Origin of the sequence: Streptomyces sp. NPDC047869, assembly GCF_040704065.1 — a bacterium.
Lineage (GTDB): Bacteria > Actinomycetota > Actinomycetes > Streptomycetales > Streptomycetaceae > Streptomyces.
The window spans coordinates 35,948-49,610 of sequence record NZ_JBEYRK010000047.1; the positions used below are offsets into that span (position 1 = coordinate 35,948).

The following is a 13,663-nucleotide window of genomic DNA, read 5'->3' on the forward strand; positions in this document are numbered from 1 at the left end:
GAGGCCGACGTGATCGTACGGATCATGGGGGAGAGGCAGGTGAAGCTGGACGACGCCCACTTCACCGAGCTGAACAAGCTGGACGACGAACTGCTCGCGGAGATGGAGGGCGGCGACGGGGCGGGCTTCCGCCGCACGCTCTCGACCCTGCTGGACGCCGTCCGCCGCCTCGGCACCTCGCTCCCGGACGACGCTCTGGAGCCCTCGGACCTGATCCTCCCGTCCCCGGACGCGACGCTGGAGGAGGTCCGGGAACTGCTCGGCGACGAGGGCCTGATCCCGGGCTGAGCCCGCCTCCGGCCGGCCCGTGCGCGGGTTCAGCCCCGGGGCAGCGAAAAGCCCGCGGCAGCGGAAGGCCCCGGCGTACGCGCCGCGAACACCGGTCGACGGCCGGCGGCGGGTGACCCGCGCCTCGCCGTGTTCCGGCCCCCTGCCCGGCCCCGTACTGTTCAGCGGGTGAGCACTCTCGAACGCGCCCGGTGCAGCCTCAAGGCCCACCCTCTCGCCCTGGACGCGGCCATCGCGGCTGGCGTACTGGCGTGCATGGTCGCCGGCTCCTTCGCGGTGCCGCACGGCGCGAACGGTGTCACCTGGGGCGTCCCCACCCCCGACCCGCTCGGCCTCGTCCTGATGGTGCTCGCCGCCGCCGCGCTGGTCCTGCGCCGCCGCTTCCCGAAGGGCGTCCTCGCCGTCACCGGCACCTGCTCCCTGATCGAGTGCCTCACCGGAGACCCGCGCGCCCCGGTCGCGATGGCCGCCGTGGTCGCCCTGTACACCGTCGCCGCGACCACCGACCGCACCACCACCTGGCGCGTCGGCCTGCTCACCATGACCGTGCTGACCGCCGCCGCGATGCTCGCCGGCCCCCTGCCCTGGTACGCCCAGGAGAACCTGGGCCTGCTCGCCTGGACCGGCATCGGCGCCACCGCCGGGGACGCGGTGCGCAGCCGGCGCGCCGTCGTGCAGGCCATCCGGGAGCGCGCCGAACGCGCCGAGCGGACCCGTGAGGAGGAGGCCCGCCGCCGCGTCGCCGAGGAGCGGCTGCGCATCGCCCGTGATCTGCACGACGTCGTCGCCCACCACATCGCGCTGGTCAACGTGCAGGCCGGCGTCGCCGCGCACGTCATGGACCGGCGGCCCGACCAGGCCAAGGAGGCGCTCGCCCACGTCCGCGAGGCCAGCCGCAGCGCGCTCGACGAACTGCGCGCCACCGTCGGCCTGCTGCGCCAGTCCGGTGACCCGGAGGCGCCCACCGAGCCCGCCCCGGGCCTCAGCCGCCTCGACGAACTCGCCGGCACCTTCCGCAGCGCCGGACTCCCGGTCGAGGTGGCCCGCACCGACCACGGCACCGAACTCCCCGCCGCCGTGGACCTGGCGGCCTACCGGTGCATCCAGGAGGCCCTGACCAACGTCCGCAAGCACGCGGGCACCGAGGCCAGGGCCGAGGTCAGCGTCGTTCGCGTCGGCGGGAACATCGAGGTCACCGTGGTCGACGACGGCGCGGGCGCGGGCGGTGCGCCCGGGGACGGCGGCGGGCACGGGCTGCTCGGCATGCGGGAGCGGGTCACCGCCGTCGGCGGCACCCTGCGGACCGGGCCCCGCTACGGCGGCGGCTTCCGCGTCCATGCGATCCTGCCGGTCACGACCCGTACGACGGCTCCGGGGGAGACCGCATGACGATCCGTGTCCTGCTCGCCGACGACCAGGCGCTGCTGCGCAGCGCGTTCCGGGTGCTGGTCGACTCCGAGCCCGACATGGAAGTGGTGGGCGAGGCCTCCGACGGCGACGAGGCGGTGCGGCTGGCCAAGGAGCGGGGCCCCGACGTCGTCCTCATGGACATCCGCATGCCCGGCACCGACGGCCTCACCGCCACCCGCCTGATCAGCGCCGACCCCGCCCTCGCCCAGGTCCACGTGGTCATACTGACCACCTTCGAGGTCGACGACTACGTGGTGCGGTCGCTGCGCGCCGGCGCCTCCGGCTTCCTCGGCAAGGGCAGCGAACCCGAGGAACTGCTGAACGCGATCCGGGTCGCCGCCGGCGGCGAGGCGCTGCTCTCCCCGGCCGCCACCAAGGGCCTGATCGCCCGCTTCCTCGCCCAGGGCGACGACGAGGGCCTCGACCCGGCCCGCTCCGAGCGGCTCGGCGCCCTCACCGGCCGGGAGCGCGAGGTCCTCGTGCAGGTCGCGGCCGGCCATTCCAACGACGAGATCGCCGAGCGCCTCGAGGTCAGCCCGCTGACCGTGAAGACGCACGTCAACCGGGCCATGGCCAAGCTGGGCGCGCGGGACCGGGCGCAGCTCGTCGTCATCGCGTACGAGTCGGGCCTGGTACGTCCGAGGATGGACTGATCTCCACCCGCGTGTACTGCGCGCGGAGTAGGCACCGGATAAGGGAATGTACCTGGGGGCTACGAAACCGGCGTCCGGCATGGCCCAAGGTGGTGGGGTGGGCGCTCACCGCGCCCCGCAGCAGCTTCTGCCGCTCACAGAAGAGAGACCCCTGACCCATGTCCTGGCTGTCGAGATTCAGCCTCGCGCAACGGGCCCTGATCGGCCTGATGTCCCTCATCGCGCTCGTCTTCGGGCTGATCGCGATACCGCAGATCAAGCAGCAACTGCTGCCCACCATCGAACTGCCCATGGTGTCGGTCGTCGCGCCGTACCAGGGGGCCTCGCCCGACGTCGTCGAGAAGCAGGTCGTCGAGCCCATCGAGAACAACCTCCAGGGCGTCGACGGCGTCACCGGAGTGACCTCCACCGCGAGCGAGGGCAACGCCGTGATCATGGCGTCCTTCGACTACGGCAACGACACCAAGCGGCTCGTCTCCGACGTCCAGCAGGCCGTCAACCGGGCCCGCAACCAGCTTCCGGACGACGTCGACCCGCAGGTCGTCTCCGGCTCCACGGACGACATGCCGACCGTGGTCCTCGCCGTCACCTCCGACAAGGACCAGCAGGCCCTCGCCGACCAGCTCGACACCACCGTCGTACCGGCCCTGAAGGACATCGACGGCGTCGGCCGCGTCCAGATCACCGGCGCACGGGACCTGCAGGTCGCCGTCACCCCGGACGACGCGAAGCTGGCGAAGGCGGGGCTCACCTCCGCCGCCCTCGGCCAGGCCCTGCAGGCGGGCGGCGCGACCGTGCCGGCCGGCTCCTTCGACGAGGACGGCGCCAACCGCACCGTCCAGGTCGGCGGCGGCTTCACCTCGCTGAAGCAGATCCAGGACCTCAGGGTCACCGGCGAGGGCGTGGACGAGCCCGTGCGCCTCGGTTCCGTGGCCACGGTGAAGCAGCGGCCGGCCCCGGCGGACTCCATCACCCGCACCGACGGCCGGCCCAGCCTCGCCGTCAACGTCACCATGGACCACGACGGCAGCGCGGTCTCCATCTCCGACGCGGTCCAGGACAAGCTGCCCGGCCTGCGGGCCGACCTCGGCTCGGGTGCCGAACTCACGGTCGTCAGCGACCAGGGCCCGGCCGTGTCCAAGTCCATCAAGGGCCTGACGACGGAGGGCGCGCTCGGTCTGCTCTTCGCGGTCCTGATCATCCTGGTGTTCCTGGCCTCGATCCGCTCGACGCTGGTCACGGCGGTGTCCATCCCGCTGTCGGTGGTCCTCGCGCTCATCGTGCTGTGGACCCGCGGCCTGTCGCTGAACATGCTCACCCTCGGCGCGCTGACCATCGCCATCGGCCGGGTCGTCGACGACTCGATCGTGGTCCTGGAGAACATCAAGCGGCACCTCGGCTACGGCGAGGAGCGCCGCGAGGCCATTCTCGAAGCGGTGCGCGAGGTGGCCGGCGCGGTCACCTCCTCGACCCTCACCACGGTCGCCGTGTTCCTGCCGATCGGCCTGGTCGGCGGCATGGTGGGCGCCCTCTTCGGCTCGTTCAGCATCACCGTGACGGCGGCCCTGCTCGCCTCCCTGCTGGTGTCGCTGACGGTCGTGCCGGTCCTGTCGTACTGGTTCCTGCGGGCGCCCAAGGGCACCCCCGAGGACGCCGTCGAGGCGCGCCGGCTGGCCGAGGAGAAGGAGGCGAAGAGCCGCCTCCAGCGCTTCTACGTCCCCGTCCTGCGCTTCGCCACCCGCCGCCGGCTCACCAGCGTGCTGATCGCGGTGGCCGTCCTGGTCGTCACGTTCGGCATGTCCGGACTGCTGAAGACGAACTTCTTCGACCAGGGCGAGCAGGAGGTCCTCACGGTCAAGCAGAAGCTCAGGCCCGGCACCAGCCTCGCGGCCACGGACGCGCAGGCGAAGAAGGTGGAGAAGCTGCTCGCCTCCACCGAGGGCGTCAAGGACTACCAGGTCACCGTCGGCTCCTCCGGGTTCATGGCGGCCTTCGGCGGCGGCACCGACACCAACCAGGCGTCGTACCAGGTCATGCTGAAGGACTCGGCGTCCTACGACGACGTGCGGAAGCACCTCGAGGACGGCCTGAAGAAGCTCGACGGCATCGGTACGACCACGGTCTCCGCCGGTGACGGCTTCGGCAGCCAGGACCTCAGCGTCGTGGTGAAGGCCTCCGACGCCGGGGCGCTGCGCGAGGCCGCCGAGCGGGTCCGCTCGACCATGGCCGGCCTGGACGACGTCACCGACGTCACCAGCGACCTGGCCCAGAGCGTGCCGCGGATCTCGGTCAAGGCCAACTCCGAGGCGGCCGCGGCCGGGTTCGACGACCAGAAGCTGGGCGCCGCGGTCACGCAGGCCGTGCGCGGCACGACGGCCGCGAAGGCGATCCTCGACGACACCGAGCGCGACGTCGTCGTGAAGTCGGCCAAGCCCGCCACCACCCTCGCCCAGCTCAAGGCGCTGCGCCTCGGCCCGGTGAAGCTCGGTGACATCGCCACCGTCAAGGTGGTGGACGGCCCGGTGTCGATGACCCGCATCGACGGGCAGCGCGCCGCGACCGTCACGGCCCGGCCGACCGGTGACAACACCGGCGCGGTCAGCACCCAGCTCCAGTCGCGGATCAAGGACCTGAAGCTCCCGGCGGGCGCGCGGGCCGAGATCGGCGGTGTCTCCTCCGACCAGGACGACGCGTTCAAGAACCTGGGTCTGGCCATGCTGGCGGCGATCGCGATCGTCTTCATGCTGCTGGTGGCGACGTTCCGCTCGCTGGTCCAGCCGCTGATCCTGCTGGTGTCCGTCCCGTTCGCGGCCACGGGCGCGATCGGCCTGCTGGTCGTCACGGGCACCCCGATGGGCGTCCCGGCCATGATCGGCATGCTGATGCTGATCGGCATCGTGGTGACCAACGCGATCGTGCTGATCGACCTGATCAACCAGTACCGCAGGCAGGGCCACGGCGTCGTGGAGGCCGTGATCGAGGGTGGCCGGCACCGGCTGCGCCCGATCCTCATGACGGCGCTGGCGACCATCTTCGCCCTGCTCCCGATGGCCCTGGGCGTCACCGGCGAGGGCGGCTTCATCGCCCAGCCGCTTGCGGTGGTCGTCATCGGCGGCCTGATCAGCTCGACGCTGCTGACCCTCCTCCTGGTCCCGACGCTCTACGCGATGCTGGAGCTCCGCAAGGAGCGGCGCGCGAAGAAGAAGGCGGCCGGGCGGGAGCCCGAGCCCGAGGTGCTGGAGACCGCGGGCGTCTGAGCGAAAGACAGGGCCCGGTCCACGGATTGCGTGGACCGGGCCCTGCCGTGTGCCGGTGAACCGTTACGGCAGCGCCAGCATCCGCTCCAGGGCGAGCTTGGCGAACGCCTCGGTCTCCTTGTCGACCTCGATCCGGTTGACCAGGTTGCCCTCGGCCAGGGACTCCAGCGCCCAGACGAGGTGGGGCAGGTCGATGCGGTTCATGGTCGAGCAGAAGCAGACCGTCCGGTCGAGGAAGACGATCTCCTTGCCCTCGGGAGCGAAACGGTTCGCCAGGCGACGGACCAGGTTCAGCTCGGTGCCGATGGCCCACTTGGAGCCGGCGGGCGCGGCCTCCAGGGCCTTGATGATGTACTCCGTTGAGCCGACGTGGTCCGCCGCGGCCACGACCTCGTGCCGGCACTCGGGGTGGACCAGGACGTTCACGCCCGGGATGCGCTCGCGCACGTCGTTCACCGAGTCCAGGCTGAAGCGGCCGTGCACCGAGCAGTGACCGCGCCACAGGATCATCTTCGCGGCGCGCAGCTCCTCGGCGGTCAGCCCGCCGTTGGGCTTGTGCGGGTTGTAGACCACGCAGTCGTCCAGGGACATGCCCATGTCCCGCACCGCGGTGTTGCGGCCCAGGTGCTGGTCGGGCAGGAAAAGGACCTTCTCGCCCTGCTCGAAGGCCCAGTCCAGGGCCCGCTTCGCGTTGGACGAGGTGCAGATGGTGCCGCCGTGCCTGCCGGTGAACGCCTTGATGTCCGCCGAGGAGTTCATGTACGAGACGGGTACCACCTGCCCGGCCACGCCCGCCTCGGTCAGCACGTCCCAGCACTCGGCGACCTGCTCGGCGGTGGCCATGTCGGCCATGGAACAGCCGGCCGCCAGATCGGGCAGGACCACCTTCTGGCCGTCGGACGTCAGGATGTCCGCCGACTCGGCCATGAAGTGCACACCGCAGAAGACGATGTACTCGGCCTCCGGGCGCGCGGCCGCGTCCCGGGCCAGCTTGAAGGAGTCGCCCGTGACGTCCGCGAACTGGATGACCTCGTCGCGCTGGTAGTGGTGGCCGAGCACGAAGACCTTGCTGCCGAGCTTCTCCTTGGCCGCACGGGCGCGCGCCACCAGGTCGGGGTCGGACGGCGAGGGCAGGTCGCCGGGGCACTCGACACCCCGCTCGCTCTTGGGGTCGGCCTCGCGGCCGAGCAGCAGCAGGGCGAGCGGAGACGGCTGTACGTCGAGCTCCGGGATCTGGGCGGTGGTCACGACACGCACCCTTTCTACTTTTCGTCTAACTGACGCTATCTATCATAGCCGCTTCACGTCACTTTGACGACGGCCATAGTGTCCATGTGACGTGAATCCCGCCCGGGTCGCTCCACGGGCCGCTGTCCGTGTCCACGCGCGTGTGCGAGCATGAAGAGACAACCAAAAACGCGACCACGCGAATGCCCGGCCCGGAATGAATCCGCGGAAGCGCCGGTTGCACTCGTCGGCAAGCAGTCTCCGTACAACCCGGGAGAGATGTAGATGTCCGTATCGGACGAGACCACCACCGTCACCGACGGCATCATCCTGACCGACGCCGCCGCGTCGAAGGTCAAGGCCCTGCTCGACCAGGAAGGCCGCGACGACCTCGCTCTGCGTGTCGCCGTCCAGCCCGGCGGCTGCTCCGGCCTGCGCTACCAGCTCTTCTTCGACGAGCGCTCGCTCGACGGCGACGTGGTGAAGGACTTCGGCGGGGTCAAGGTCGTCACCGACCGCATGAGCGCTCCGTACCTCGGTGGCGCCACCGTCGACTTCGTGGACACGATCGAGAAGCAGGGCTTCACGATCGACAACCCGAACGCGACGGGCTCCTGCGCCTGCGGCGACTCCTTCAGCTGAACCGGCCACGGCCACGGCCTGACGGACGAAGCGGCGGCCCCCTCTCCTGGGGGCCGCCGCTTCGTGGGTAGCCCTAGCGGGCGTCGGTCCGCGGCCGCGGCTCCGCCCGCTTCACCTCGGGGAGCCGCCGGCCGTCGCTGCCGACCACCTGGCGGCCGTCGAGCGGTGCGTCGAGGCGCACGGTCTTCGCGTACAGCTTGCCCATGGCGACGCACATCTCGCCCTTGCGCGACCTCTCCGTCACCGTCACCGTCACCCGGCCCGCGCTCTCCTTCGCCGCCGCCCGGTACTCCGAGCACACCCCGCCCGTGAAGCTCACACTCAGCTCACGGCCGTCGGCGCTGTAACCGTCCGCCTTCACCGTCCTGGTCGTCGCGGTCGGCTTCGAGGGCACCGGCCCGCCCGGCGCGGTCAGCGCGCCCGGGTCGATGGCCGGGGACCGCTCCACCAGGTACTTCGGGTCGACGGCCGGGTACGCCACCGTGAAGCCGCCGCCCGGCGTCGAGCCCCGGACCTCGAACAGCCACGACGGCACCAGCACCTGACGGCCGCCGGACGAGCGGGCGGCCAGTCCGAACACCGCCTGCTCCACCTTCACCGGGTCCGACGCCTTCGGCACCGACGTCGATCCGCCGCACGGCCGCTCGTCACGGTCCTTCAGCGGCACCGGACTGGCGCAGCCGCCGATCCCCATGCGGTGCGTGCTCTTCGGGCCCTTGTTCATCAGCTCAAGCGTCCTGGCCGCGCTCAGCACCGGGTACGTGTCGCCCTTGACCGGCGTCGCGAGCTGCCCGTGGCCGCCGGCCAGTTCGCCCGTCGAGTCCACGGTCAGGCCGGTCGTCAGGCCGTAGGTGGGCAGACCGCCCACCACCGGGTCGGCGTCTACCACCCGCTGCGCGCCCATGACCCGGCTCGCGTCGATCCTGGCGTCGTCCTGGCCGAGCGCCTTCAGCACCGGCGCCGCCGCCTTCTCGGCGTCGGCCACGCTCACCGGGTCGGCGGCCGGAGCGGCCGGGTCGTGCGCGCAGACGGTCACCTTCCGGCAGTCGTCGGTGCCGGGCGAGTACCGGCTGAAGGTCCAGTCGCCCGGCGCGGCCCGGTTCACCCGCAGGACCGGCCCGGATCCGTCCTTTCCGCCGACCCGCCAGCCGGGCCCCTCGGCCACCGGCGCCCCGTCGACACCGAGCGCCTCGGCCAGCCGGGCCACCCGCTCCTTGCCGACCTCGCCCCCGGGTACGTACACCGGTGCCGAGCCCGGGCCGTCCGGCAGCTCGCCCACCGCCACATAGGTCGCGCCGTAGGGATCCGGCTCCCCGGGCGCGATGCCCTCCGTACCGCCCCGCGTCCACCCGTCCAGCCGGAGCGGCGAGGGAGTCGCGCCCCCACCGGACGCGCCCGCGTCCGCGCGGTGACCGGCACCGCCACCGGCGGCGGCGAGGTACGCGCCCCCGCCACCCACCAGCAGAACGGCCGCGGCGACCGAGACGATCACCACCCGCGAGCGGCTCCGCCGGGCCCAGTCACCGCCGTCCCCGTCGGCCGCCGGGCCGATGGCACCGGCGTCCTCGCCGCCCTTCGTACGGGCTTCACCGGCGTTCGCCCCGCCGTCCCCGCCGGCCGCCGGGCCGATGTCACCGGCATCCCCGCCGGCCCTCGCACGGGTGTCACCGGCATCCCCGCCCGCCGCCGCGCGGGCCTCACCGACCGCGCCGTCCGCCGCCCAGGCGGCCCCGGCCGTCCCGCCGCCGGAGACCTCCGGCTCGGCGGAGTCCCTCGGATCCTCGGGGTTCTCGGGTCGCTCGGTGTTCACCGCATCGCTCCTCGCTGGCTCGTGTCCCGCGTTCCCGGCAGGGGGAACGCCGATGGGACGCGCCAGGGGAGCGCACGGTTCCCGCCCGCGCGCCCCGGCTCAGTCGCCGTAGTCCGACATCGCGTCCAGCAGCCGCGCGGACCGCGCCGGCACCGTCACCCCGTGGATCAGAGACGGCGGCACCGGACGGGAGCCGGCGCGCCGCGGCGGCGCCCAGTGCGGGGCCATCCGGGCGCAGTCCCCGCGCAGCGAGGCGAGATCGCCTTCGAGATCGGCCGGAGCGGACGTGTGGACCTTGAGGTTCGTCATGGCGGCACCGTATGCATGGGGGAGCGATGAAGAAAGACCTACTATCAGGTAGTTTTGCCTGCTTCAGCGTCCCGTGCCAACCGGGTAGCGTGAACTGTCAGCCTCTTCCGACGAGCGCTCTCGCGCGCCCCCTCTTAACTCCACAGGAGAGTCCACGCCGTGCGCATCGCAGTCACCGGCTCCATCGCCACCGACCACCTCATGACCTTCCCCGGCCGTTTCGCCGACCAGTTCGTCGCGGACCAGCTGCACACGGTCTCGCTCTCCTTCCTGGTCGACAACCTGGACGTCCGCCGGGGCGGCGTCGGCGCCAACATCGCCTTCGGCATGGGTCAGCTCGGCACGAAGCCGATCCTCGCCGGTGCCGCCGGCTTCGACTTCGACGAGTACCGGGCCTGGCTGGACCGCCACGGCGTGGACACCGAATCGGTCCGGATCTCCGAGACCCTGCACACCGCCCGCTTCGTGTGCACCACCGACGCCGACCACAACCAGATCGGCTCCTTCTACACCGGCGCGATGAGCGAGGCCCGCCTCATCGAGCTCAAGACCGTCGCCGACCGCGTCGGCGGCCTCGACCTGGTCCTGATCGGCGCCGACGACCCGGAGGCCATGCTCCGCCACACGGAGGAGTGCCGCTCCCGGAACATCCCCTTCGCCGCCGACTTCTCCCAGCAGATCGCCCGCATGGAGGGCGAGGAGATCCGGATACTGCTGGACGGCGCGACGTACCTGTTCTCCAACGAGTACGAGAAGGGCCTGATCGAGACCAAGACCGGCTGGTCGGACGCGGAGATCCTGGCCAAGGTCGGCCACCGGATCACCACCCTCGGCTCGCGCGGCGTCCGCGTCGAACGCTCCGGCGAGGACCCGATCGAGGTCGGCTGCGCGGAGGAGGAGCGCAAGGCCGACCCCACGGGCGTCGGCGACGCCTTCCGGGCCGGCTTCCTCTCCGGTCTGGCCTGGGGTGTCTCCCTGGAGCGCGCGGCCCAGGTCGGCTGCATGCTGGCCACCCTCGTCATCGAGACGGTCGGCACCCAGGAGTACCAGCTGCGCCGGGGCCACTTCATGGACCGGTTCACCAAGGCGTACGGGCACGACGCGGCCGAAGAGGTACGCGCCCACCTGAGCTGAGCGCTCACCGGAACGAGGGGGCGGGCCCTGCCCGCCCCCTCGTCAGCTCACCCGGCGGACCAGATAGGCCGAGCCACGCTCCGCGGGCTCCTCGCCCAGGTACTCCTGGCCCCGCATCTCGCACCACGCCGGAATGTCCAGGCGGGCCGCCTCGTCGTCCGACAGGACCCGGACCGTCCCGCCCACCGGCACGTCCGCGAAGGCCCTGGCCAGCTCGATGACCGGGATCGGGCAGCGCATGCCGAGGGAGTCGACGAGCAGCTCCTTTGCCCGTACGGCCGTCACGGGTGCGGCCGCAGGCGCGCCCAGCTTCTCCCGGACGCCCGCCACCACCCCGGGCAGCACCTCCAGGAACCGCTCAACGTCGTCCTCCGGCGTCCCCGCCGGCAGCGACACCCGCACGTTCCCCTCGCTCAGCACGCCCATCGCCCTCAGCACATGGCTGGGCGTCAGCGTGCCGCTGGTGCAGGAGGACCCGGACGACACCGAGAAGCCCTCCCGGTCCAACTCGTGCAGCAGGGCCTCCCCGTCGACATAGAGACAGGAGAAGGTGACGACCCCGGGCAGCCGCCGCTCCGGATCGCCCACCACCTCCACATCCGGCACCAGCCGCGGCACCCGGGCCCGGATCCGCTCCGTCAGCTCCCGCAGCCGCAGCGCCTCCTGAGCCGCCTCGGCCCGCACCGCCCGCAGGGAGGCGGCTGCCGCCACGATCGCCGGCAGGTTCTCGAACCCGGGCGCCCGCCCCGATTCCCGCTCGTCCACCGGCCCTTGGGGCGCGAACCGCACCCCCTTGCGCACGGCCAGCACTCCGACGCCCGAGGGGCCGCCCCACTTGTGCGCGCTGCCCGCCAGCAGCGACCAGTCGCCCTCGACCGGCCCCCATGCCAGCGACTGCGCCGCGTCCACCAGCAACGGCACCCCGGCCGCCCGGCACGCCTCGGCCACCTCCGCCACCGGCTGCACGGTCCCGACCTCGTGATTGGCCGACTGCAGACACGCCAGCGCGGTGTCCGGCCGGAGCGCGGCGGCGTAGGCCGACGCATCCACCGCCCCGGCCCGGTTCACGGCCACCCGGTGGACCGAACCGCCCTCCGCCTCGAACGCTTCAGCCGAATGGAGGACCGAGGAGTGTTCGACGGCTGACACGATCAGGTGGCGCCCCACGCGCCGCCGCCCGGCCAACGCCCCGGCGGCACCCGTGTGTACGGCCCACGTCCCGGAGGAGCCGAACACCACCTCGTCCGCCCGGCACCCCAGGGCCTCGGCCACCGCCTCCCGGGCCGCGTCGAGCAGCATCCGGGCCTTGCGCCCCTCCCGGTAGAGCCGGGCGGGATCGGCCCACCCGTCATCGAGCGAGGCCAACAAAGCCTGCCGGGCGACGGGATGGAGGGGAGCGGCGGACGCCGCGTCGAAGTAAGCCACACGGCAACGGTAAGACTTCGCCAGGTCGAGTGACCCAAGGGGCGCGAGGAACGGCGCGACCAGCCACGACGCGTGCCCAGCAGCCGCAAACGCACCGAAACCGCCCGGGCTGCCGGGCGCTTTCGAGTGACCCGCAGCGCGTATGGCACCCTCCCCGCGAACCCTCGGAGAGCGTCGGCTAGGGTTTGGTCCGCATAAACATCCAAACCCCTGCCCGACGCAGGGCGGCGACCGACCAGCGAGAAGGCCGCAGCCGTACAGCGCGGGCGAGACTCTCGGGAAGGCGCTACGTGAGTCCCAACGGCTCCGACCGCTCGCCGCGGCGCCCGATGCGGCGGAAGCTGCTGCAGGCACTGACCGCGGGCCTGGTCCTGGCGACAGCCACCGGTTGCTCGTACAACTGGGAAGACTTCCCCCGCCTTGGTATGCCCACCCCGACCACGGAAGAGGCTCCGCGGATCCTCTCCCTGTGGCAGGGGTCCTGGGCGGCTGCGCTCGCCGTCGGCGTGCTGGTGTGGGGCCTGATCCTGTGGAGCGCCATGTTCCACCGGCGCAGCCGCACCAAGGTCGAGGTTCCTCCGCAGACCCGGTACAACATGCCGATCGAGGCCCTGTACACGGTGGTCCCGATCATCATCATCTCGGTGCTGTTCTACTTCACGGCCCGGGACGAGACGAAGCTCCTGAGTCTCTCCAAGAAGCCCGACGTCACGGTCAACGTGGTCGGCTTCCAGTGGAGCTGGGGCTTCAACTACATCGAGAGCGTTCCCGGCTCGTCCGGCAACGCCAAGACCGACCCGAACCTGTCCGCCATTCCGGACCGGTACAAGGACGCCTTCCCGGCCAACGCCGGCGGTGTCTACGACGTCGGTACCCCGGGCACCCGGAACCCGCAGACGGGCAACCCCGGGCCGACCCTCTGGCTCCCCAAGGGCCAGAAGGTTCGCTTCGTCCTGACCTCGCGTGACGTCATCCACTCCTTCTGGGTGGTGCCGTTCCTGATGAAGCAGGACGTCATCCCGGGCCACACCAACGCCTTCGAGGTGACCCCCAACAAGGAGGGCACCTTCCTCGGCAAGTGCGCGGAGCTCTGCGGCGTCGACCACTCCCGGATGCTGTTCAACGTGAAGGTCGTCTCCCCCGAGCGATACCAGCAGCACCTCAAGGACCTCGCCAAGAAGGGGCAGACCGGTTACATTCCCGCCGGCATCGCGCAGACGAGCCACGAGAAGAACCGGGAGACGAACAACCTGTGAGCATCCTCAACGAACCCCAGGGTGCCGCGGCAGCTGAGGACTCGTACGAGAACGAGCTGCCGGTCAGGCGCAAGCAGCCTGGAAACGTCGTGGTCAAGTGGCTGACGACCACCGACCACAAGACGATCGGCACGCTCTATCTGGTCACCTCGTTCGCGTTCTTCCTGATCGGTGGCGTGATGGCGCTGCTGATGCGCGCCGAGCTGGCCCGTCCGGGCCTGCAGATCATGTCGAACGAGCAGTTCAACCAGG

11 protein-coding genes and 1 pseudogene are annotated in these 13,663 nt (G+C 71.6%); 8 read left to right on the plus strand and 4 right to left on the minus strand.

Features of this window, described 5'->3' with window-relative positions:
* The first annotated feature begins 9 nt into the window (after window positions 1-9).
* The 4 genes from AB0924_RS36570 to AB0924_RS36585 all read left to right on the plus strand — a co-directional run bounded on the left by AB0924_RS36570 (window position 10) and on the right by AB0924_RS36585 (window position 5,608).
* Window positions 10-288, plus strand: coding sequence for a hypothetical protein (locus tag AB0924_RS36570; protein ID WP_366913752.1), 279 nt, complete (start codon window positions 10-12; stop codon window positions 286-288).
* A 168-nt stretch (window positions 289-456) separates the two neighbouring features.
* On the plus strand, window positions 457-1,677 hold the full coding sequence (locus AB0924_RS36575) for a histidine kinase (protein ID WP_358939069.1): 1,221 nt from the start codon (window positions 457-459) through the stop codon (window positions 1,675-1,677).
* On the plus strand, window positions 1,674-2,351 hold the full coding sequence (locus AB0924_RS36580; protein ID WP_358939067.1) for a response regulator transcription factor: 678 nt from the start codon (window positions 1,674-1,676) through the stop codon (window positions 2,349-2,351). Before AB0924_RS36575 ends, AB0924_RS36580 begins: the two co-directional genes overlap by 4 nt.
* Window positions 2,352-2,509: 158 nt before the next feature.
* Complete coding sequence (locus tag AB0924_RS36585) at window positions 2,510-5,608, plus strand: efflux RND transporter permease subunit (RefSeq protein WP_366913753.1); 3,099 nt, start codon at window positions 2,510-2,512, stop codon at window positions 5,606-5,608.
* Window positions 5,609-5,671: 63 nt separating this feature from the next.
* On the opposite strand, the gene nadA is transcribed toward AB0924_RS36585, so the two are convergent.
* On the minus strand, window positions 5,672-6,856 hold the full coding sequence (nadA, locus tag AB0924_RS36590) for a quinolinate synthase NadA (RefSeq protein ID WP_366913754.1): 1,185 nt from the start codon (window positions 6,854-6,856) through the stop codon (window positions 5,672-5,674).
* A 264-nt stretch (window positions 6,857-7,120) separates the two neighbouring features.
* Here nadA and AB0924_RS36595 point away from each other — a divergent pair, with 264 nt between their 5' ends.
* Complete coding sequence (locus tag AB0924_RS36595) at window positions 7,121-7,477, plus strand: iron-sulfur cluster assembly accessory protein (protein WP_061919812.1); 357 nt, start codon at window positions 7,121-7,123, stop codon at window positions 7,475-7,477.
* Between the two features lie 73 nt (window positions 7,478-7,550).
* Here the strand turns inward: AB0924_RS36595 and AB0924_RS36600 are convergent, their stop codons facing one another.
* Together AB0924_RS36600 and AB0924_RS36605 are read right to left on the minus strand one after the other, a co-directional pair.
* Window positions 7,551-9,287 carry a hypothetical protein gene (locus AB0924_RS36600; RefSeq protein ID WP_366913755.1) on the minus strand — a complete coding sequence of 579 codons (1,737 nt, stop codon included), beginning with the start codon at window positions 9,285-9,287 and terminating at the stop codon, window positions 7,551-7,553.
* A gap of 99 nt (window positions 9,288-9,386) precedes the next feature.
* Window positions 9,387-9,596 (minus strand): hypothetical protein, encoded by a 210-nt coding sequence (locus AB0924_RS36605; protein WP_358939058.1) that lies wholly within the window; start codon window positions 9,594-9,596, stop codon window positions 9,387-9,389.
* Window positions 9,597-9,755: 159 nt separating this feature from the next.
* On the opposite strand from AB0924_RS36605, the gene AB0924_RS36610 reads away from it, so the two are divergent.
* The gene (locus AB0924_RS36610) at window positions 9,756-10,730 is read left to right on the plus strand and encodes a carbohydrate kinase family protein (protein WP_358939056.1); all 975 of its coding nucleotides are present in this window, start codon (window positions 9,756-9,758) and stop codon (window positions 10,728-10,730) included.
* A 42-nt stretch (window positions 10,731-10,772) separates the two neighbouring features.
* On the opposite strand, the gene AB0924_RS36615 is transcribed toward AB0924_RS36610, so the two are convergent.
* Window positions 10,773-12,155, minus strand: a complete 1,383-nt coding sequence (locus AB0924_RS36615; RefSeq protein WP_366913756.1) for an aminotransferase class V-fold PLP-dependent enzyme — start codon at window positions 12,153-12,155, stop codon at window positions 10,773-10,775.
* Window positions 12,156-12,445: 290 nt separating this feature from the next.
* Here AB0924_RS36615 and coxB point away from each other — a divergent pair, with 290 nt between their 5' ends.
* The gene (gene coxB, locus AB0924_RS36620; protein WP_358939052.1) at window positions 12,446-13,411 is read left to right on the plus strand and encodes a cytochrome c oxidase subunit II; all 966 of its coding nucleotides are present in this window, start codon (window positions 12,446-12,448) and stop codon (window positions 13,409-13,411) included.
* Window positions 13,408-13,663, plus strand: a pseudogene (locus tag AB0924_RS36625) (cytochrome ubiquinol oxidase subunit I); the annotation flags it as partial. The gene coxB and the pseudogene AB0924_RS36625, both read left to right, overlap by 4 nt.